Source organism: Labrys sp. KB_33_2 (genome assembly GCF_052114505.1).
GTDB lineage: Bacteria > Pseudomonadota > Alphaproteobacteria > Rhizobiales > Labraceae > Labrys.
In genome coordinates this window covers 186,646-206,446 of sequence record NZ_JBFREW010000007.1, presented here as the reverse complement: position 1 = coordinate 206,446, position 19,801 = coordinate 186,646, and the positions used below count along the sequence as shown (strand labels likewise).

The following is a 19,801-nucleotide window of genomic DNA, read 5'->3' as shown; positions in this document are numbered from 1 at the left end:
CGGTGTTTAGTGCGTACGTACACAGACTGTTAACTTTCCTTATCTGCTAATGCCGCAAAGCGAACGGAGTCTCGATTTCTGGTGCAATCTGCTGATAGGTCCCGCCATGAGCATCGTCCTGCCATTTCCCAAACAATCCCAAGCCCCGCGCCCGCCGAGCGAGCACGAGGCACACGAGCATAATGCCCAAATCCTGTTCTTCACGGGTGTGCGCATCGAGCGCCACGTGGAAGACGATCGTCAGTCGCCCCAGCCTCGTCGTGGCACCGGTGGCGGAAAGCGCCATCGTAAGGCGTGAGTTCGAGCGACCATCTCGACCGAGCCGAGGGGGCTCTCCTCGGGCTCGCCATCGCCGATGCGCTGGGCACCACACTGGAATTTTCAACCTGTGCCAGCCAAACTCCCCTGACCGACATCGTCGGCGGTGGACCGTTCGCCCTTCCGGCAGGGGCCTGAACCGACGACACCTCCATGGCATTGTGTCTGGCGGCAAGTCTTCAGCAGCATAAACAACTCGATCCGCGGGACTGCATGAACCGTTTCGTCAATTGGTGGCGATACGGCCATCTGAGCGCGATCGGCGAATGCTTCGATAATGGCGGCGTGACCACGTCCGCGCTGGCTAGATATGAGGCCAACGGCAACCCATTCGCTGGCCCGACTGCCCCCGATACCGCCGGCAATGGTTCCTTGATGAGGCTTGTTCCCGTGGTCATCGCGGCCCGCGGGGATCGGCAGCGAGCCTTGCGGGATGCGGCCGACCAGTCTCGCCTGACCCACGGTGCCGAGCCGGCAATCGTGCTGCGGCCGAGGTGCTTGCCGGATGGGCTTCCCGAGCGGCTGAGGCGTTGCGCCGGCACGGATTGGCGGCTGGTGGGACGCGATGAGATTTCCTCCACTGGCTATGTCATGCACACGCTCGAGGCTGCCTTGTGGGCCGTCAGTCAGTCGACCTGCTTCAGAGAGGCCGGCGTGCATGCGGTCAATCTGGGAGGCGATGTCGATACGATCGGTGCCGTGACGGGCCAACTGGCCGGTGCTCTTCGGGGACGCAGCAACGTCCCGCCTGCCTGGCAGCACAAGGTCTTGTGGGGCGACAGCATTATCGTGACTGCCCGTTCCCTCGCGCTCGACTGACAGAATGCTGGAAGGTCAGCGACAGCTTGCCGGCTCCAGTGCCCGTTCCACATCGGCCTGCTGCGTCGGTTCGGGGACGAGCGCGCGCACCACGATCAGACCCGTCGGTTCGGGCGCCTGAAGACGCAAGGCGACCGGTAGGTCGGGGCCTTGCTTGGCCCTGATCTCGGCAAGCTGGGCCAGCGTGAACAAGGTCATGTCGAGGGCGCCGTTTGCGCCCGCCCGGTCGGTCAGCGTGTAGAAATTGAGGCCTGCCGGCGTATAGAACGACACCGAGAGGAAGCCGGCATTCAGCGGCACATGCACATGAACTGGGCCATCGGCCAGGTCATAGCGGCAGAAGGCCGTCACGATAGCCGGATCCGGCAGTGGCAACGGGGTCTTGTCGGGAGGCAGTACGACGAAACGTCCGAGCGGGGCGATCGCGCCTGCGCGTTGGAAGCCGGTCTGTCCGCTGAGGCGAGGCAAAGCGACGATCGTGGTCAGATGCACCACGACGCCGATGAGCAGCCCCGCAAGCGTCCATAACAGCCAGCGGATCACGTTTTGTCTCCAGTGGCGCAGTCGAGCCGCTCGATCGCTGGAACGGCAACGGCTCTCCCCGCGCCGAATTCGGTGGCGAGGCCCGTCGAGACGGGACTGTCGTAAAGACGAAGGACCAGGCTCATCGGACCGGGAGAGCTGGGCAACCAGTTGCCGGGCTGGCTATCGGGCGCCACGGCGACGGTGACCTTGCCTTCTTCGTCGCGCAGGACAGCAGCGCTGGTGAAACCAGCCCGGTTGCTGGGATTGCGCGCGAGATTGTCGGATCGGTCATAGAGAGTAATGGTCCACCAGCGCGCTTGGGGCAGCATGGCCGCAAGGCGATAGCGGCAGGCCCCGTCAAGCGCCCGCCCCTCCGAATCTTCCCGCGCGGTGAAGGCAAGGCCTTCGCCGGGGCCGAGCGGCAGGTCCCCGCTGCGAGCGATGCGGGCCCGGTTGTAGCGATCTGCTCCGAGTGGGTCGGTCAGGGGCCATGCGGTCCAGGGACCGAGACGCATGGCGCCGAGCTGGAAATCGGACCCGGTTGCCCACCAGGTGAGGCCAAGGCCCAAGACGCCACCGAGGGCAAGGGCGTAGACCAGCCCTATGATCGTGCCAAAGCCCTTCATTCGATCGCCGACACCGGCGCTGGGCGACGCATCTGGGCCGCCTGTTTGGCAGGGACGCGGTCGGCCTGCTCGATCAGGACGGCGACATCGCGCAAGATCTGTGTGGCGTTGCGGGTGAGAACCGGTGGCGCGGCGGGGGCCTCCTGGGCTGCGCCGGTGGCATCGGGCGCTGGCTGCTCCGCCTTGCTGGGTTGCTGCCCCGGCGGGAACGGGGCAACGCCGGGTATTTGCCTGATATCCACGCCTTGATGGGCCACGGCCATCACCTGCTGCCAGGTCATTGCGGGGAGCGAGCCACCGGTCATCTCATCCATGGGCTGGAAATTGTCATTGCCGAACCAGACTCCACCAATGAAATTGCCGGTAAAGCCCATGAACCAGGCGTCGCGGTAGGAATTGGTGGTGCCGGTTTTGCCGGCCACCTTGATGCCAGGCAACTGGGCCCGCTTGGCCGTGCCGTTTTCGACCACGCTGTTGAGCATGCCGTTCATGTCGGCGATCACTTTGGGATCGATCACCACCGGGTCCTCGCGGGCGGGATCGAACTTATGGAGAAGGTCGCCCTTGGCATTGCGGATCTCCAGCGCGGCATGGGGAGGCGCCTTGTGCCCGCCGGAGGAGAAAACGCCGTAGGCGCCGGTCATCTCCAGAAGGTTGACGGCCTCGACCCCGATGGGCAAGGCCCAGGACTCCTTGAGCTCCGTCTCGATGCCCATGGTTCGCGCCGTCTCGATGATCATGCGCCGGCCATCGGCGGCGCTCTTGCTGAGGGCCAGGGAAATCTTGACCGGGATGACGTTGATCGAGCGGGTAATGGCCTGCGTCAGCGTGATCGGGCCGGAGAATTTGTGGCCGAAATTCTGGGGACACCAGTTCCGTATGCAGACAGGCGAATCCACCACGATGGATTTGGGCGTGAAGCCGTTCATCAGGGCGGTGGCATAGACGAAAGGCTTGAAGGAGGAACCGGGCTGGCGCAACGCGTCCGTGGCGCGGTTGAACTGGCTCTGGCTGTAATCGCGCCCGCCCACCATCGCGCGCACGGCGCCGTCGGGCTCCATGATCACGATGGCGCCCTGGTGCACGTTATAGTCCTTGCCATATTGGCGCAGGTTCGATTCCAGGGCGTTTTCCGCGGCGGCCTGAATGGCGGGATCCAGCGCGGTGCGCACGACGAAGACGGATTCGCTGCTCAAAGCGCCGTCATCGGCGAGATCGGCGATTTCGCCATAGGCCCAATCGAGATAATAGTCGGGGGCCTTCTCGCGCGCCCGGTCGACCGGCGTCGCCGGATTGCGGCGGGCGCCGGAAACCTGGCCCTCGGTCATGAAGCCGGCATCCACGAGATTGGAGAGCACCTGATTGGCGCGCCCGCGGGCAGCCGCCAGATTGTTGGTCGGCGCGTATTTGGTCGGCGCCTTGAACAAGCCCGCCAGCATGGCGGCTTCCGCAAGGGAGACGTCGCGCACCGACTTGCCGAAATAATATTGCGCGGCCGCCTCGATGCCGAAGGCGCCGCCGCCCATATAGGCGCGGTCGAGATAGAGCTTGAGAATCTCGTCCTTGCTCAGATGCCCCTCGAGCCAGAGCGCCAGATAGGCCTCGCGGATCTTGCGCTCCAGCGTGCGCTGGTTGGACAGGAAGAGATTCTTGGCGAGCTGCTGGGTGATCGAGGAACCGCCCTGCACCACGCCGCTTGCCTGGCTGTTGACGGTGAGTGCGCGCATGGTGCCGATGACATCGATGCCGAAATGATCGTAGAAGCGCCGATCCTCGGTGGCGAGCACGGCCTTGATGACATAATCAGGCATATCGGCCAGTGCCACGCTGTCATTGCTGCGGATGCCACGCTGGCCGACGATGGTGCCGTAGCGATCCTCGAAAGTGACGGCGATGTCGGCGCGGCGCAGCCAGTCGTCGCCGATCTGGCGGATTGCCGGCTGCATCAGCATCAGGCCGAAAATCAGGCCGGCAGTGCCGAGGGTCAGCCCCTCGCAGCCGACTTCCACCAGCAGCCGGCGCCAGCCCGAGACCTGAAATCTGTTCGAGATGTCGGAGCCGCGCTCGATCCCGGCCCGCACTTTCTGCCACGACGCGTAGACGGCGTTGTCGAGCCACGAGTCCAGACGAAGGGCGGCGCGGCTCAGGCGCTTTCGAAAGGACGGCTCTGGCTTGCGTTCAGGCACGATGGAACCAACCGGTACGCGAAAGACGTCGGGACAACCAGTCTAACCCCCGGTCGCCGATCCTGAAAGGCCTGCAATTTCACCGCCGCGATTTTCCGCTGGCATGGCAAACAACATGGCCTGCAGAATTAATTTCTCATCGCTGTCGGAACCATCCGCGCTGCATCGTCCTTGGGGCAAGTCCGCAAAACCTGGCCCATCAAAACCTGGCCCATGAGGAGGGAAGACCATGACTGAGATCGCCCCGCACGGCATGAACGTCCTGTCACCGCATCTCATCTGTGACGGCGCCGCCGATGCCATCGAGTTCTACAAGAAAGCCTTCGGTGCCGAAGAGATGATCCGCCTGCCCGGACCGGACGGTAAGCTGATGCATGCCTCGATCAAGGTCTGCGGCTGCTCCGTCATGCTGGTCGATGAGAACAAGAATTATGGCATGCTCTCGCCCAAGACCCTCAACGGCTCGCCGGTGACCCTCCATCTCTTCGTCGCCGATGTCGATGCCTTCGTCGCCCGCGCGGTCGAAGCGGGGGCCGAGGTGGCGATGCCGGTGCAGGACATGTTCTGGGGCGACCGCTACGGCGTGATCAAGGATCCCTTCGGGCATCATTGGTCGATCGCTACCCATCAGCGCGATCTCACCGCCGCGGAAATCGAGGAGGGCATGCGCAAGATGGCCTGCTGAAGCGCCTTGCGCCTCCAGCAGCTATCCTCGAAGGGTGACTCGGGCCGGCTGTTCGGCTATGGCAACGGCGATGGAACAGCCTTCGAAGCCTTTCTGGAAAACCAAGCCGCTGGAGGCGCTCTCGCCGGAGGAGTGGGAGAGCCTTTGCGATGGCTGCGGCCGCTGCTGCCTGGTCAAGCTGGAGGAAGAGGAAACCGGCGACACCTATTTCACCGATGTCGCCTGCTTCATGCTCGAATGCCATAGCTGCCAATGTTCGGATTACGAGCATCGCAAGCGCCATGTTCCCGATTGTGTCACGCTGACGCCCGAACTGGTGCGCACCATCGATTGGCTGCCGCCGACCTGTGCCTATCGGCTGGTTGCTGATGGCGAGGATCTCTATTGGTGGCATCCGCTGGTTTCGGGCGACCCCGACACCGTGCACCAGGCCAAGGTCTCGGTTCGCGGCAAGGTCAAGGCCGACGACAAGCAGGTGGGCGAGGGCGAGTGGGAAGAGCATGTGGTGCGCTGGCCAGCGCGCGTACCCAAGGCCGCCCGTAGGCGCTGAAGCCGGTCCTGCAAGCCGTTTCGACGCCATAGAGCCAGACTCGTCAGGATGGAGCTCCTGCAGCCCTATCTTCCCGCGAAGGTGGCGGACCCCGTTCGAGCGAGCCGACATGCGTGGGATCTCACGGACGAGGGACTCTGCCGGCCCGGCGTAGGCAAACATGACGGCGCGGAGATCCTGGGAATTGCCCCACTCGCGCAGCATTCCAGCAACACAGCACGATTATCTTGGCGTCATTCAACAGGAGTCGCGGGATGGAAACGCTTGTCGACATCGGCTCTGCTGCCGTTCTTATGATCTTGGCGGGCATGATCTTGCATGTTGCCCTATCCATGCCGGTTTGAGATCGCACGAATACTAAGTTTACTCTTTGGTAAACATGTTTTGCCGGGAAGCGGAGTTTGTGCGTTTTCGCACGGAACGAATGCGCGCGCGGTGTTCGAAATAGCGCGTGATGAACATCAGATTCGGGGGAAGATTGATGACACGCGCACAACTGGTTCTGGATCGTCCTGAGCGGCTGTCGGGCTTCGGCCGGGTGACTCCTACGGCGGCTGGACGGCATCTGAGTTTTGCGATTTCGACCCTGTCCTTCGTCGTGATCGCCGCTTCCGCGTTGTTCCTCGCCTCGTTTTTCTAGGCGCAGCCCATGTCACTTCGTCTTCCAAGCCTAGGTCCTGGAATTGCGGACCCAGGGAAGGAAGCGTTTGCCTGGTGATCGCCCGTTCGCTATCGGGCTGCTGTTTCGGTGATCCCCAGAGCCGGTCTCGTGGTCATATCATATGTATTAAATGTGACATGCTGATAGGGCATATCGCTCCCCGCATGTATTGAGCCTATGCGTCGGGAATGGCTGCAGCTGACCGCCGAGAGAGGCATCTCAATGCAGCGCCGGGGCGTGCCGGTCGCGTCCTCCGAGCTTATTGCCCGATCAGCCGAAGGTCCGTGTCTTGAAATTCGTCGAAACTTTTACCCTCTATCCGTTTCTCGACACGGTGGTGAGTCTGTTCAGCGCCTTCGTTTTCGGCACTCTCATCGGGGCGGAGCGCCAATATCGCCAGCGCACGGCAGGTTTGCGGACCAATGTGCTCGTAGCGTTGGGAGCGGCCGCTTTCGTCGATCTGGCCATGCGCATCGCTGGCCCGCAAGAGGCCGTCAAAGTCATCTCCTATGTCGTGTCCGGCATTGGTTTCCTGGGCGCGGGCGTGATCATGAAGGAGGGCATGAATGTCCGCGGCCTGAACACGGCGGCGACGCTGTGGTGCTCGGCTGCGGTCGGAGCCTGCACGGGGGCGGACATGGTGGCGGAGGGCGCGCTGCTGACGCTCTTCGTCATTGCCGGCAATACGTTGTTGCGCCCGCTGGTCAATGCCATCAATCGCATCCCGATCAATGCGCAGCGTTCCGAAGCAATCTATGAAGTGCGGGTGACCACCAGCCGGGCTTCGGTTCCCGCCATCCGCGAACTCTTGGTGGAGCATCTGGAGGCCGCGCAATATCCCGTCGGCGATGTCGAGCTGTTCGATCGGGGTGACGACATGGCCGAGGTGGTCGCTACCCTCGTCAGCACGGCGGTCGATCCCAAGGAGCTCGACGGTGTCGTTGCCCATCTCGAGCGCGAACATGGGGTTTCCCATGCGACCTGGGAAAGCAGCACGCAGGAATGAAGGTCAGCGAGGAGGCGCAGGAACGGTGGCGGAATCTGAGATCGCTACCCGGCAAACACGCGCAATGGCCATCACGGCTATTGGAAGCGCACGGGTGAGCCAGCTCTGTCGGCCATGGTCTCGATGAAGGAGCGATAGGCCGAGACGGCGGTAACGGTGGTGATCGTGCCGCAATCGCGCCCCTTGCCGCCCATCACGGCCGAGATCACGCCGACCAGCACGTAGTTTGTGCCCTGGCGCTGGAACACCGGCCCACCCGAATCGCCCCGGCAGATGCCGTTGTTGTTGACGGTGCGGCGGGTCGCCTTGTGATCGATCAGGAAGAGCTGGTGGGATTTGCTGTCGATCTGGTCCAGCATGTCGAAGCGCCGTTCGCGCAGCTTGCCGGCGCTGCTGACCACGCGATCGCGGCTCATACCGAAGCCGGCGACCTGCACGTCGACGAAGCTGCCATCATCGGCGATGCGCGAGGCCAGCGGCACGGGTACCGCCAATCGGGAAATTCATGGTCGACCCGGATCAGGGCGATGTCGTTGATGGCCGCCGAGGTGCCGAGCGCCGTGACGTCGAATTGAGGATGGATCGCCACCTGTGTCGCCTCGGCGAAGCGGAAGCGGAACTGGGTGTCGAGGGCACGGATGCGATAGTCGCCATGCCCGCTCAGAAAACAATGAGCGGCCGTCAGCACCAGCTTGCGGGAGATCACCGTGCCGCTGCATTTGGTGCCGCTCGGCCCCGTGATTTGCACGACATGGCTGCGGACGCCCGTGGGATCGGTGACGTCGCGACCGCCTTTGATCGCCAGGGCTGGCATGGTGAAGGCCACAAGGGACATGACAGCGACGGCGAGGCGGGTTTTCATCATGGCTAAGCTGTAGAGCATTTCCAACCAAAACCAAATTGTTGCGCGCCCAAGCGGCTTCCTGCCAATCGAGCCTCAAGCTCGATCGCAAAGAAGCTGCAGGATCTCAAACGCGTGGTCACGGCAGGGAGGCCCCCATCCGCGCCGCACTGCTTCGTATCCAGGGCAGGGCGGTGCCGAGCAGGGCTACACCCGTCATGCCACCGCAGCCCCGGCCGCTATTGGCGCCCACGGCGGAAGCGAGTACGCCGACAAGCATGCCCTCGCGCAGCACCGGACCGCCCGAATCGCCCTGGCAGGCGCCACCGAGCCCGCTGCCCTCACGCAGGCGCAACTGCACCCTGGAGATGGGCGGGGCTCCCTCCAGCGCGATCTCGCGCAGGACGCCGCCGCTCTTGCCGGCATTCTGGGCGGTCAGGCCGAAACCGGCGACGCGATACACCGCACCCGCAATGCCCGCTTCGGCGGCAAGCGGAAGCGGGGCGTAGCCGGCCAGGGGCGCGTCAAGCTTCACCAGAGCGAGATCGATGGTGAAATGCCGCTTGTCATAGGCCTTGGCATCGAACTGAGGGTGAACAGCCACATTGCCGAGCGGCGAGAGCACCGGCTTGCCGGCCTGATAGGTCAGCAAGCGGTAATTGGCGCCCTTGCGCACGCAATGGCCTGCCGTCAGCAGGAGATCGGGTGCGATGACGCTGGCCGAGCAGAAACTGCCGCGATCGGAGACGATCATCACGACGTGACGGGCCATGTCGGCCGCTGCTGGCGTACCGCCGACGATGGCGTAGGCCGGTGGCGCTGATGCGAGAGCCATGGCCAAGACCAAAAGGCTCGCGGCGAGCGAGCGCAGGGCCAGGATCGACTTCGGTATCAGTATGCGTGACCGACCCGACCCGCGCGTGAACCAGCCTGAGCCCGGTGGATTGACAGGGCGCTCCTGCTGGCGGAAGGCGGAATTGAGCATTACGTTCATGCCGTGTTCAGAGGCCCTGCAGAATGATGATGATGGCTCGAATCGAGGGGAATCACGGCAGAATCTAGAGCAAGGCGCGCCAAGCGGAAATGCTGCTTTGTTCTAACTCCTTGTTTCGGCGCGTTTTTGTATTTCTCCGCATGAGGCGACCATATCGCAGAGCGCTATAGCAGAAGGATGAGGATGGGGCGGATATCTTCCTTGGTGATGGTCTTGGCTCTGGGACTTGGGTGGTTTGGCGCGATGCAGCCGGCAATGGCCGCTTGCGTCAGCCTCAGCGAGGCACGCCCGCTCGTGAAGTCTGGTACGATCGTGCCTCTTCTTTCGGCATTGGGGGCGGCTCGACGTGCTGTAAAGGGGGAAATGATAGACGGCAATTTATGTGGAGACCCTGGCAATTACCGCTATGTCGTCACATTTCTGGGGACCGATGGGCGGGTTATAAGAGCGACGATCAACGCCAAGACCGGCGAAGTCGTGGGTGTGAAGTAAAGGAATACCGATGCGGCTTCTCGTGGTCGAGGACGATCAGGATCTCAACCGCCAACTCGTCAAGGCGCTTGAGGAGGCAGGCTACGCCGTTGACCGGGCCTTCGATGGCGAGGAAGGCCATTTCCTCGGTGATACCGAACCTTATGATGCCGTGGTGCTCGATGTCGGCCTGCCCAAGCTCGATGGCATCACAGTGCTTGATCGCTGGCGCCGCGCCGGCAAGGTGATGCCTGTCCTGATCCTGACCGCTCGGGATCGCTGGTCCGACAAGGTGATGGGCTTCGATTCAGGTGCGGATGATTACGTCGCCAAGCCCTTCCACATGGAGGAGGTCCTGGCCCGTCTTCGGGCGCTCATCCGCCGTACCACCGGCCACGCCACCAACGAACTGGTCTGCGGTCCCGTCCGCCTCGATGCCCGCGCCGGCCGTGTCGTGGTCGACGGCAATCCGATCAAGCTCACCTCGCACGAATATCGCCTGCTGGCCTATCTGATGCACTATACCGGGCGCGTCGTCTCGCGCACCGAATTGGTCGAACATCTCTACGACCAGGATTTCGACCGCGATTCCAATACGATCGAAGTGTTCGTCGGTCGCCTGCGCAAGAAATTGGGTGTGGATGTGATCCAGACCGTGCGGGGCATGGGCTATATACTCACACCACCGGACGCCATGCGCGTATGACCACGCGTTCGCTGGCCTTCCGCCTCTTCGTCGCCGCCGCGGCCTGGGTGGTGGTGGTGCTGGTGGTGGCGGGCGTGGTGCTCTCGTCCGTCTACCAGCATGCGACCGAGCGTTCCTTCGACGAACGCCTGCATGTCTATCTCAAGACGCTGGTGGCTGACATCGCCGGCGCCGATGTGGGTGACCGCACGGCGCCCGGCGCCATGGGCGAGCCGCGTTTCGAATTGCCGCTGTCGGGCTGGTACTGGCAGATCAACCGCCTCGACAAGCCGGCTTCCAACGGCTCCAAATCGCTGTTCGAGGCAACTCTGCCCAGCCTGGACGATCCGAATACGCCCGACGAGCCCAGCGGTGTCCGCGAGGGCTACATCAAGGGCCCGGACGATCGCCGGCTGCGCGCCGTCGAGCGCCTCATCGATCTCGGCGAGGATGGCCGCTACCGGGTGACCCTGGCGGGCCCTGCCGACGAGATCGACAGTGCCATTTCCGACTTTCAATATTCGCTGCTGCTGACCTTCACAGCACTTGGGGTCGGACTGCTCGCCGCCATTTTGCTACAGGTGCGCTTCGGCCTCAGGCCGCTTTCGCGCATCAGCGGTGCGCTGGCCCGCATGCGTACCGGCGAGGCGGCCAAGCTGCCACCCGACCTGCCCGACGAGATCGTGCCGCTCGCGCGTGAGCTGGATGCCCTGGTCGATGCCAACCGCGAGGTGGTCGAACGGGCGCGTACCCATGTCGGCAATCTCGCCCATGCCTTGAAGACGCCGTTGTCGGTGATCGCCAATGAGGCGGGCGCGGCGCCGGCGGGCGCGCTGGCCGAACAGGTCGGCCGGCAGGTCGGCGTGATGCGCAAGCAGATCGATCATCATCTCCAGCGCGCGCGTATCGCCGCAGCCGTCAGCGTGGTCGGAACGGTGACCGAGATCGTGCCGGTGATCGAGGGGCTGGTCCGGGCCATGGAGAAAATCCATGCCGTCAAGCGCCTGAAGATCAAGGTGCAGGTCGATCCAGCGTTGCGTTTCCGCGGCGAAAAGCAGGACATCGAGGAGATGACAGGCAATCTCATCGACAATGCCTGCAAATGGGCGATCAGCGAGGTCATGATCCAGGCCGAGGCCTTTCACCTGGATGGCGTCCTGTTCGCCCGCATCGTCATCGACGACGACGGGCCGGGCCTGTCTCCCGAGAAACGCGCCGAGGTCGGCCAGCGCGGCAAGCGGCTTGACGAAACCAAGCCGGGTACCGGCCTCGGTCTTGCCATCGTGCAGGATCTTGTCTCGCTCTATGGCGGTCGCTTCAATCTCGACGAAGCACCGATCGGCGGTTTACGGGCCATTCTCGATATTCCCGCCCTTCAGGGATCGGCGCCGCCACCCGGCGCCCGGCCTTCCTCGCGGAGTGGCGAGGGGGCGACAGTCTAGCCCCCCCGCGGCCCCCACGGGCACCGAAGCGGTTCACTTTCTCGTAACGTTCGGAACAGCAGGGTCTTGCGACACCGTGAGATGGTTGGCGCGGGGCGTTTTTGCGTGTAAGGCTGCCGACAGTATCCGCTCAAGGCGTTTTGCGATTTGATGGGATCAGCTCGAATCGCAAGGCGCGTCGAAAAAAGGGAGTTGGAGCAGATGAGTGTTCAGTCATGAACGCCCTTTGCTCTGGGTTAGGGGTCCTATGACAAAATCGATCGTCAAGCTGTTTGGCCTGGCTCTGGTGGCGCTGCCGCTGGCAGGATGTGGGCTTACCGGTTCGACCACCCAGCCAAATGTCGCCGCTGCGCCACCCACGCCCGCCACCAGCAATTCGCCGATCCTCGACAGTCTCGATCCTGCCGACCGAGCCCGGGCCGAACAGGCTCGTCGCACGGCCCTGGATGGCAAGGCGAAGGTCAGCGTCGACTGGAAGAGCGACAGCAACGCCTCCACGCATGGCAGCGCGGTCGCCGGGCCTCTGCAGAACCAGGGCGCAGCCCAGTGCCGGCAATATTCCCAGACCATCTACAAGGAAGGCGTGCCGAGTGTCGCACGTTCGACGGCGTGCCGGCAGCCGGATGGCGGCTGGGTCAACAGCTAAGGCGTTTTGCGATTGGACGGAAGCGCTGAGAGCCGCGAACATGCTCTTCAAGCCAATCCGTTGGATTGGCTTGAAGACAAGGAGTTGGAGCAGACAGGTGTTCAGCCATGGACGCGCTTTGCTCCGGCGATAGTCGGGTGAAGGGGCGTGTAGCCGCGCACGCCACCAAATTGCATTGCGTGATACTGCGTGTTTGCGCGTGTGACGCGCCCAAATTAGGCCTTATGGCCAGCGCAAGAGATTTCGCATGCTCCTATGGATAGCCCTGGCCGCCATGACCGGCCTCGCAGCTCTGGCGTTGCTGTGGCCGCTGGCGCGGCGCGGTAGCGCCCTGACGCCGCAGGCATCCGACATAGCCATCTACAAGGACCAATTGGCCGAGATCGATCGCGATCTCGAGCGCGGGCTGATCGCCAAGAGCGAAGCACAGGCCGCCCGCATCGAGGTCTCGCGCCGGCTGATCGAGGCCGACGAGGGAGAGAAGCTCGAGAAAGGTCGGCAGCCCGCCGCACAGGCGGCTATCGGGCGGCGCAGGCTTGCCGCGAGCATCGTCCTTGTCGCCGTGCCGCTGCTCAGCCTCGGGCTCTATGCCTATCTCGGCTCGCCGTCGAACCCCGATCAGCCCCTTGCGGCCCGCCTGGACAGCAATATCGAGAACGCTTCGCTCGATGAACTTGTGGCGCGGGTGGAAGCCAAGTTGGCGGAGAATCCGGAGGATGGTCGCGGCTGGGAATTGATGGCACAGATCTATCTGCGCCAGGGACGCTTCGAGGATGCCAAGCAGGCCTATGCCAACGCGTTGCGGCTGCTGGGCTCGACGGCCGAGCGCGAGACCAATTTCGGTGTCGCCGTCGTCGCCGCTGCCGACCGCATGGTGACGGCCGATGCCAAGGCGGCTTTCCAGCGAGCGGTCAAGCTCAATCCCACGGAATTCCGCGCGGCCTATTTCCTCGGCCTCGCCAAGGAGCAGGATGGCGACAAGAAGGGTGCAATCGAAGCCTGGCAGGCCCTGATTGCCGGCAATCCCGATGCTGCCGACTTCCTGCGGCAGGAAATCACCAGGGTCGGCGGGCAGCCCAAATCTGCTCCCGATGGCACCGCTCCCGATGCAGTTGGTCCGGGTCCCTCGAAGGACGATGTCGTCGCCGCCCAGACGATGACGCCCGAGGAGCGCGGCAAAATGATCCAGGGCATGGTCTCCGGGCTGGCTGAGCGGTTAAAATCCCAAGGGGGCAGCCCGGAGGAATGGATGAAGCTGATCAAGGCTTATAGCGTGCTTGGGCAGGCGGACAATGCCCGCAATGCACTTGCCGATGCCCGCAAGGCCCTGGCCAGTACGCCCGATGCCGTCAGGCAGATGGACGAGCTTTCGAAGGCATTGGGTCTATGACGCGTAAGGGCAGACGTCTGGCGATGATCGGAGCGGCCGGGGTGGTCCTCGCGGCTGCGGTGGGCCTGGTGTTGTTCAGCCTGGGCGGCACCATGTCCTACTTCGCCGGTCCGAGCGACATCGTCGGCAAGCAGACCACGCCGGGTCAGCGCTGGCGGTTGGGCGGCCTGGTGGAGCAGGGCTCCCTGCAGCGCGGTAGCGCGTCTGAGATCGCCTTCATGGTGACCGATACCAACAAGTCGATCAAAGTCATCTATTCGGGTATCGTGCCCGACCTGTTCCGCGAGGGCCAGGGCGTGGTGGCGGAGGGCGTGGTCGACAGTGCCGGCGTCTTCCAGGCCGATACGCTGCTGGCCAAGCATGACGAGAAATACATGCCCAAGGAAGTGGCGGATGCGCTGAAGGCGCAAGGCCATTGGGAAGAGGGCGGCGCCTACGGGAAGAAGCCATGATCGTCGAAGCCGGCCATTACGCACTCGTTCTCGCGCTCACGCTTGCCGCGATTCAATCGGTACTGCCGCTATGGGGCGCCCGCACCGGCGATCTCGGCCTGATGCGCATCGGTACCAGTTCGGCCCTGTTCCAGCTTCTCTTCATCGCCATGGCGTTTGGCGTGCTGACCTATGCCTATGTCAGCTCGGATTTCTCGCTCACCAACGTGTTCGAGAACTCCCATTCGGCCAAGCCGCTCATCTACAAGATCTCCGGCGTGTGGGGAAACCATGAGGGCTCGATGCTGCTCTGGGTCCTCATCCTGGCCTTTTTCGGCGGACTGGTGGCGGCTTTCGGCCGTAACCTGCCGCCGACCATGAAGGCGACCGTGCTGGCGGTGCAGGCCTGGATCAGTGCCGCCTTCCTGCTGTTCATCCTGCTCACCTCCAATCCCTTCACCCGCCTCACGCCGGCGCCGATGCAGGGACAGGATCTCAATCCGATCCTGCAGGATGTCGGTCTCGCCATCCATCCGCCCCTGCTTTACCTGGGCTATGTCGGCTTCTCCATCGCCTTTGCCTTCGCGGCTGCCGCGCTGATCGAAGGGCGCATCGATGCCGCCTGGGCGCGCTGGGTGCGGCCCTGGATCCTGCTGGCCTGGATCTTCCTGACGCTGGGCATCGCCATGGGGTCCTACTGGGCCTATTACGAGCTCGGCTGGGGCGGCTGGTGGTTCTGGGATCCGGTCGAGAATGCCTCGCTGATGCCCTGGCTGGCCGGCACCGCGCTTCTTCACTCCGCGCTGGTGATGGAAAAGCGCAACGCCCTGAAGGTGTGGACGATCCTGCTCGCCATCCTCACCTTCTCTCTCTCATTGCTCGGTACCTTCCTGGTGCGCTCGGGCGTGCTCACCTCCGTGCACGCCTTTGCCACCGATCCCAAGCGCGGCGTGTTCATGTTGGCGATCCTGGTGCTGTTCATCGGCGGCGGCCTCAGCCTGTTCGCCTGGCGTGCGTCTGCCCTGAAGCAGGGCGGCATCTTCGCGCCGATCTCCCGCGAGGGCGCGCTGATCCTCAACAATCTCCTGCTGACGGTAAGCTGCTTTGCCGTGTTCATCGGCACGCTCTATCCCCTGGCGCTGGAAGCCCTGACCGGCGGCAAGGTGTCGGTCGGCCCGCCCTTTTTCGACCTGACCTTCGGGCCGCTGATGCTGGCGGTGCTGATGGTGATGCCGTTCGGACCGCTTCTTGCCTGGAAGCGCGGTGATCTGGCGGGCGCCATGCAGCGCCTGGGCGCCGCGATCGGGCTCGCCATCCTGGCTGCGTTGGTGACGCTGTGGCTCAAGCAGGGCGGGCCGGTGCTGGCACCGCTCGGCGCAGGCCTCGCCTTCTTCATCATGGCGGGGGCGGTGGTCGAGATCGCCGGGCGTATCAAGCTGTTCCGTGAAACACTGGGATCGAGCCTGCGCCGGGGGGCCGGCCTGCCACGCTCGGCCTTCGGTACGGCCTTTGCCCATTTCGGCGTCGGCGTCACGCTGATGGGCATCGTCGCCGCCTCGGCCTGGCAGTCGGAGACCATCGTGGCGATGAAGCCGGGCGATACCGCCAGTTTCGGCCGCTTCCAGGCCACCTATGTCGGCTCGGTGCCCAAGCGCGGCTCGAACTACACAGCCACAGAGGCGAGATTCGTGATTCGTCGCGATGGCGTCGAGGTCGGCCAGATCGCCTCCTCCAAGCGCTTCTACCCGGCACGCCAGATGCCCGTGACGGAAACGGGCATCAGTACCCATGGTTTCGACCAGATCTATATCGGACTCGGCGATACCATGCCGGACGGAGCCATTGCGGCGCGGCTCTATGACAAACCGCTGATCACCCTGATCTGGCTGGGCTGCCTGATCATGGCGTTTGGCGGCCTGCTGTCGCTATCCGACCGCCGCCTGCGCGTCGGCGCTCCCAAGCCGGCGCGTCGTGTCGCCCAGACCATGCAGCCGGCCGAGTAGACGATGTTGAAGCGCGTCCTCCTTGCCTGCTTTCTCGGCCTCATGGTGCTGCCGGCCCTGGCCGTGCAACCGGATGAGGTTCTGCCTGATCCGGCCCTCGAGGCGCGCGCGCGTGCGCTGTCGGCGCAGTTGCGCTGCATGGTTTGCCAGAATGAATCGATCGACGATTCGAATGCCTCGCTCGCCAAGGATCTGCGCATCCTTGTGCGCGAGCGCTTGAAGGCCGGCGACAGCGACACGGCGGTCAAGGACTTCCTGGTTGCCCGCTATGGCGATTTCATCCTGCTGAAGCCGCCGCTGGAATGGCGCACCTTGGCGCTGTGGTCGGGACCGCCCATATTATTGCTGCTGGGCGGCATCGCCATCTTCCTGTCGACACGGCGGCGGCAGGCTGCCGCTCCTGCGCCGCTCAGTCCGGACGAGCAGGCCAGGATCGACGATATCCTGAAGCGGGAAGGGTAGGCCGGGAACCATCGCGGGTCCGTCGGCCTGAGCGATTCTCTATCGGCCGGTCTCGAACAGGAACCACGTCCGGCGCTCGGTCTCGCTGATCCAGTTTTCGATCAGGCTGGCGGTCGCGACATCGCGGTGTTCGTCGCATAGATCGTGGGTCTCGCGCAGGAAGCCGATCAGGCGTTTGTTGTCGTCGAGCAACTCGGCAAGCATGTCGCCGGGCGTGACGAAATCGGCATCATTGTCCGACAGGCGCTGCAGCCGTCCGATATGGCCGGCCGAACGCAGCGTGGTATCGCCGATCTTGCGGACCCTTTCCGCGATCTCGTCGGTCATGGCGAAGATCTGCTCGGCCTGTTCGTCCAGCAGCAGGTGGTAGTCGCGAAAATGTGGACCCGAGACATGCCAATGGAAGTTCTTGGTCTTCAGATAGAGGGTGAACACGTTGGCGAGCAGCGTCGTGAGCGCGCCTGACAAGTCCTTGGTTGCATTGGAGCCTAGATCGGTTGGGACCCCCAGATCCGCCGTCTTCAATGCTTTCGCCTTGTCCTTGGCCATTACGCAATTTCCCTTGCTATGAAGTGGCTACGCCTCCGGCCGATCCGTAATGGATCCTGCGACGGGAAGCGGCGGCCGTCATAGAACATCGCTTGGCCGACAAGGTTCATCGCGGACCGGACTTGGTCGGCTATCGTGCCGCCCGGCATCTTTTCTGCTCCGCTTGGTTATTCGTGCGCGATCTCATCTTGAATCAAACAAAACCGGCGCTGTAATCGTCCGGTTCATGCCGGCTGGGGGAGGCGGAACAGGCGAGGCGCGGCGGACCAGGGACACCACCTCCTGATCGAGTTCCGCAAAACCCGAGGAACGGTAGAGCGAGGCGGCGAGGACGTTGCCGGCATCATCGATCCGGAAGCGTACATAGGCGATGCCTCGTTCTCCGCGCGAACGGGCGTCGGCGGGATAGCGCTTGCGCCGTTCCAGATGCGCGATCAACTGTGAGCGCCACTGCGCCGGCGCCGGGCCGGACACCTGGCTGGAGCTGGTTTGCCGGGCGGCATTGCGGCTGGACTGGCTGGCCTGGACCTGTGCCTCGACGGCCGCTTTCGAGGCCTCCTGAGCCTGTTGGCGACGAGGCTTGGCCGGCTTTTGCTTGAGAGGCTTCTTTGGCTCTTCCCGGCGCGCGGTCTCCTGCTTCGCCTGCTTTTGCACGGGCCGCTCCTGGGGAAGCGCAACCTCGGCCTGCTCGACAGGCGTCTGGGTCGTTTCCATCGTCGGCTCGGGCTTGGCCGCCTCCGTCACCGGTTCGGGAGCCGGGACTTCCTTGACGGGCTCGGGCGGCACGGCTTCCTCGGGTGTCGTGACCGCCTCGCTTGCTGCCTGGGGTTCCGCCGGGCGCAGATCGGGAGAAATCTCGTTCGCCTGGGTCTCCCTTGCCTCAGGCATCGGCGCGAACTCGATCATGATCGCTGGCGGGGGCGCATCGGCTGCCGGCGCTGCTGGCGATGGCTGCAGGTACCAGACCGCCGCCCCCAGATGGATTCCCAGCGTGAGGAGGCCGGCGCCAACCCACAACGCCAGATCGGCGGCGCGGTTGCCATGATCCGTAATGGCCCAATCGGTCACGGCCGCGCGTCCTCCGGCACACTCTCCAGCCCGACCAGCGCAATCTTGAGATAGCCGGCCTCGCGCAGCTGGTTCATCAGAGTCATCAGCTGCTCGTAGCTCACCGATTTGTCGGCCCGCAGGAAGATGCGGGCCCGCCTGTCATTGGCGGTGAAATTGTCGAGAGAGGCCGCGAGGGTCTCGCGCTGGGCCGGCTCATTGCCGAGTGCGAGCGACAGGTCGGATTTCAGCGTCAGATAGAGCGGTTTGTCGGGGCGCTCCACCGGCATGGCCGTGGATACCGGAAGGTCGACGGCGATATCCACGGTCGATAGGGGTGCCGCCACCATGAAGATGATCAATAGCACCAGCATGACGTCGATAAAGGGTGTGACGTTGATCTCGTGGTTCTCGGTAAGCTCAATTCCGCTGTCTTCGCGCAATCCTCCCGCCATGGCGATCACTCTGCCGCCATGGCGGCTCTTGCGGCCGTGGTGTCGGGGATTGGTATGCGGCGCAGGTCCAGTTCGAGGCTGACCAGGCGCTCCACCGCGGCCGTGGCATCGGCCAGACGTTGCCGATAGCCGGCGACGGCGCGAGCGAAGAGATTGTAGATGACGACGGCGGGTATGGCGGCAACCAGGCCGATCGCGGTCGCCAGCAGGGCCTCGGCAATGCCGGGCGCCACCACCGCGAGATTGGTGGTCTGGGTGCGGGAGATGCCGATGAAGGCATTCATGATGCCCCAGACCGTGCCGAACAGGCCGACAAAGGGTGCGGTGGAGCCGATGGTGGCCAGGATGCCGGTGCCCCGGGTCAGCCGGCGCCCCGCCTGCGCCTCGATGCGCGAGAGGCGGGAGGCGACGCGCTCCTTCACCCCGTCGCTGCCGGCATGGTCGAGGGCCGGCAGCGACCGACGCAATTCATCCTCCGCCGAGCGCACCATGGCCGCTCCCGGCCCGCCACGACCGGTGAGGGCGTGCATGGCTTGCGACAAGTCCGTCGATCCGGCGATTGCCGCAAGGGCTCGCTTGGCGCGAGCGGCGGCGCAGGCGATCTCGACTGTCTTGGCCAGCCACACCGTCCAGGTCACCAGCGAGGCGAATGCAAGCCCGAGCATCACTGTCTTCACCACCCAATCGGCGGCCAGAAACATGCCCCAGGGCGAGAGGTCGTGGCCTGGCCCCGATGCGGGCATCGCTTCGAACAGGTGACCTACGGCTCCGATCGGATCTTCGAGGAAGGCGGGCGCCGGTGACGGCGCCGCGTCCGGTGCGGATGCCGGAAGGGGCGGCACGGGCGGTGTCACTTGTCCGGGCTCGACCGGAGACCCGGGAGCTGACGCCGGCGCCTGAGCCAGCGCAACGCCTGGCGGGAGCAGCAGCACCGACGCCACCACGATGTTATGACGGATGGCAAGGGATGGGCGGCAGCGGTTCTGGAGGTAGGGATACATCTTCGTCC

At 64.0% G+C, this 19,801-nt stretch carries 22 protein-coding genes and 2 pseudogenes; 14 read left to right on the top strand and 10 right to left on the bottom strand.

The window, feature by feature from the left end; genetic code table 11:
- Positions 1-46: 46 nt before the first annotated feature.
- Entirely contained in the window at positions 47-286 is a 240-nt protein-coding gene (locus AB4037_RS14900) for a hypothetical protein (RefSeq protein ID WP_441772047.1), read from the bottom strand.
- Positions 287-294: 8 nt separating this feature from the next.
- On the opposite strand from AB4037_RS14900, the gene AB4037_RS14895 reads away from it, so the two are divergent.
- The 3 genes and pseudogenes from AB4037_RS14895 to AB4037_RS14885 all read left to right on the top strand — a co-directional run bounded on the left by AB4037_RS14895 (position 295) and on the right by AB4037_RS14885 (position 1,137).
- Positions 295-456, top strand: a complete 162-nt coding sequence (locus AB4037_RS14895) for a hypothetical protein (RefSeq protein WP_441772046.1) — start codon at positions 295-297, stop codon at positions 454-456.
- Positions 457-468: 12 nt separating this feature from the next.
- Positions 469-783 (top strand): annotated as a pseudogene (locus AB4037_RS14890) (ADP-ribosylglycohydrolase family protein); the annotation flags it as partial.
- Between the two features lie 15 nt (positions 784-798).
- Positions 799-1,137, top strand: coding sequence for an ADP-ribosylglycohydrolase family protein (locus tag AB4037_RS14885; RefSeq protein WP_441772109.1), 339 nt, complete (start codon positions 799-801; stop codon positions 1,135-1,137).
- A gap of 15 nt (positions 1,138-1,152) precedes the next feature.
- Here AB4037_RS14885 and AB4037_RS14880 read toward each other — a convergent pair whose 3' ends face one another.
- Genes AB4037_RS14880 through AB4037_RS14870 form a run of 3 tightly spaced genes read right to left on the bottom strand, consistent with a single transcriptional unit; the run spans position 1,153 to position 4,474 of the window.
- Complete coding sequence (locus tag AB4037_RS14880; RefSeq protein WP_441772045.1) at positions 1,153-1,680, bottom strand: DUF1254 domain-containing protein; 528 nt, start codon at positions 1,678-1,680, stop codon at positions 1,153-1,155.
- Positions 1,677-2,288, bottom strand: coding sequence for a DUF1214 domain-containing protein (locus tag AB4037_RS14875; RefSeq protein WP_441772044.1), 612 nt, complete (start codon positions 2,286-2,288; stop codon positions 1,677-1,679). Before AB4037_RS14875 ends, AB4037_RS14880 begins: the two co-directional genes overlap by 4 nt.
- Positions 2,285-4,474, bottom strand: a complete 2,190-nt coding sequence (locus AB4037_RS14870; protein ID WP_441772043.1) for a transglycosylase domain-containing protein — start codon at positions 4,472-4,474, stop codon at positions 2,285-2,287. Before AB4037_RS14870 ends, AB4037_RS14875 begins: the two co-directional genes overlap by 4 nt.
- 229 nt (positions 4,475-4,703) lie before the next feature.
- On the opposite strand from AB4037_RS14870, the gene AB4037_RS14865 reads away from it, so the two are divergent.
- The 4 genes from AB4037_RS14865 (at position 4,704) to AB4037_RS14850 (ending at position 7,376) form a co-directional block, all read left to right on the top strand.
- Positions 4,704-5,159: a VOC family protein gene (locus AB4037_RS14865; RefSeq protein ID WP_434957329.1), complete on the top strand. Its 456-nt coding sequence runs from the start codon at positions 4,704-4,706 to the stop codon at positions 5,157-5,159.
- Between the two features lie 58 nt (positions 5,160-5,217).
- Complete coding sequence (locus AB4037_RS14860) at positions 5,218-5,709, top strand: YcgN family cysteine cluster protein (protein WP_441772042.1); 492 nt, start codon at positions 5,218-5,220, stop codon at positions 5,707-5,709.
- Between the two features lie 481 nt (positions 5,710-6,190).
- Positions 6,191-6,349: a hypothetical protein gene (locus AB4037_RS14855; RefSeq protein ID WP_434957327.1), complete on the top strand. Its 159-nt coding sequence runs from the start codon at positions 6,191-6,193 to the stop codon at positions 6,347-6,349.
- Positions 6,350-6,659: 310 nt separating this feature from the next.
- On the top strand, positions 6,660-7,376 hold the full coding sequence (locus AB4037_RS14850; RefSeq protein ID WP_441772041.1) for an MgtC/SapB family protein: 717 nt from the start codon (positions 6,660-6,662) through the stop codon (positions 7,374-7,376).
- Positions 7,377-7,453: 77 nt separating this feature from the next.
- Here the strand turns inward: AB4037_RS14850 and AB4037_RS14845 are convergent.
- Together AB4037_RS14845 and AB4037_RS14840 are read right to left on the bottom strand one after the other, a co-directional pair.
- Positions 7,454-8,190, bottom strand: a pseudogene (locus AB4037_RS14845) (S1 family peptidase).
- Positions 8,191-8,356: 166 nt separating this feature from the next.
- Positions 8,357-9,211, bottom strand: a complete 855-nt coding sequence (locus AB4037_RS14840; RefSeq protein WP_441772040.1) for a S1 family peptidase — start codon at positions 9,209-9,211, stop codon at positions 8,357-8,359.
- A 502-nt stretch (positions 9,212-9,713) separates the two neighbouring features.
- Here AB4037_RS14840 and AB4037_RS14835 point away from each other — a divergent pair.
- The 7 genes from AB4037_RS14835 (at position 9,714) to AB4037_RS14805 (ending at position 16,741) form a co-directional block, all read left to right on the top strand.
- On the top strand, positions 9,714-10,388 hold the full coding sequence (locus tag AB4037_RS14835) for a response regulator transcription factor (RefSeq protein ID WP_068296769.1): 675 nt from the start codon (positions 9,714-9,716) through the stop codon (positions 10,386-10,388).
- Entirely contained in the window at positions 10,385-11,809 is a 1,425-nt protein-coding gene (locus AB4037_RS14830) for a sensor histidine kinase (protein WP_441772039.1), read from the top strand. Before AB4037_RS14835 ends, AB4037_RS14830 begins: the two co-directional genes overlap by 4 nt.
- 247 nt (positions 11,810-12,056) lie before the next feature.
- Positions 12,057-12,455 carry a hypothetical protein gene (locus AB4037_RS14825; protein ID WP_434957322.1) on the top strand — a complete coding sequence of 133 codons (399 nt, stop codon included), beginning with the start codon at positions 12,057-12,059 and terminating at the stop codon, positions 12,453-12,455.
- A 247-nt stretch (positions 12,456-12,702) separates the two neighbouring features.
- Positions 12,703-13,845 carry a c-type cytochrome biogenesis protein CcmI gene (ccmI, locus tag AB4037_RS14820; RefSeq protein ID WP_441772038.1) on the top strand — a complete coding sequence of 381 codons (1,143 nt, stop codon included), beginning with the start codon at positions 12,703-12,705 and terminating at the stop codon, positions 13,843-13,845.
- Positions 13,842-14,297, top strand: coding sequence for a cytochrome c maturation protein CcmE (ccmE, locus tag AB4037_RS14815; RefSeq protein WP_441772037.1), 456 nt, complete (start codon positions 13,842-13,844; stop codon positions 14,295-14,297). Before ccmI ends, ccmE begins: the two co-directional genes overlap by 4 nt.
- Positions 14,294-16,279 (top strand): heme lyase CcmF/NrfE family subunit, encoded by a 1,986-nt coding sequence (locus AB4037_RS14810; protein WP_441772036.1) that lies wholly within the window; start codon positions 14,294-14,296, stop codon positions 16,277-16,279. The genes ccmE and AB4037_RS14810 overlap by 4 nt, the downstream gene beginning before the upstream one ends.
- A 3-nt stretch (positions 16,280-16,282) precedes the next feature.
- The gene (locus tag AB4037_RS14805) at positions 16,283-16,741 is read left to right on the top strand and encodes a cytochrome c-type biogenesis protein (protein WP_434957318.1); all 459 of its coding nucleotides are present in this window, start codon (positions 16,283-16,285) and stop codon (positions 16,739-16,741) included.
- A gap of 39 nt (positions 16,742-16,780) precedes the next feature.
- Here AB4037_RS14805 and AB4037_RS14800 read toward each other — a convergent pair whose 3' ends face one another.
- The 4 genes from AB4037_RS14800 to exbB all read right to left on the bottom strand — a co-directional run bounded on the left by AB4037_RS14800 (position 16,781) and on the right by exbB (position 19,793).
- Positions 16,781-17,290 carry a Dps family protein gene (locus AB4037_RS14800; RefSeq protein ID WP_441772035.1) on the bottom strand — a complete coding sequence of 170 codons (510 nt, stop codon included), beginning with the start codon at positions 17,288-17,290 and terminating at the stop codon, positions 16,781-16,783.
- 183 nt (positions 17,291-17,473) lie between these two features.
- On the bottom strand, positions 17,474-18,358 hold the full coding sequence (locus AB4037_RS14795; RefSeq protein WP_434957316.1) for a TonB family protein: 885 nt from the start codon (positions 18,356-18,358) through the stop codon (positions 17,474-17,476).
- A complete protein-coding gene (gene exbD / locus AB4037_RS14790) occupies positions 18,355-18,792 on the bottom strand; it encodes a TonB system transport protein ExbD (RefSeq protein ID WP_441772034.1) in 438 nt (145 codons plus the stop codon). The genes AB4037_RS14795 and exbD overlap by 4 nt, the downstream gene beginning before the upstream one ends.
- A 5-nt stretch (positions 18,793-18,797) precedes the next feature.
- Entirely contained in the window at positions 18,798-19,793 is a 996-nt protein-coding gene (exbB, locus tag AB4037_RS14785) for a tonB-system energizer ExbB (RefSeq protein WP_434957314.1), read from the bottom strand.
- Positions 19,794-19,801: the final 8 nt, after the last annotated feature.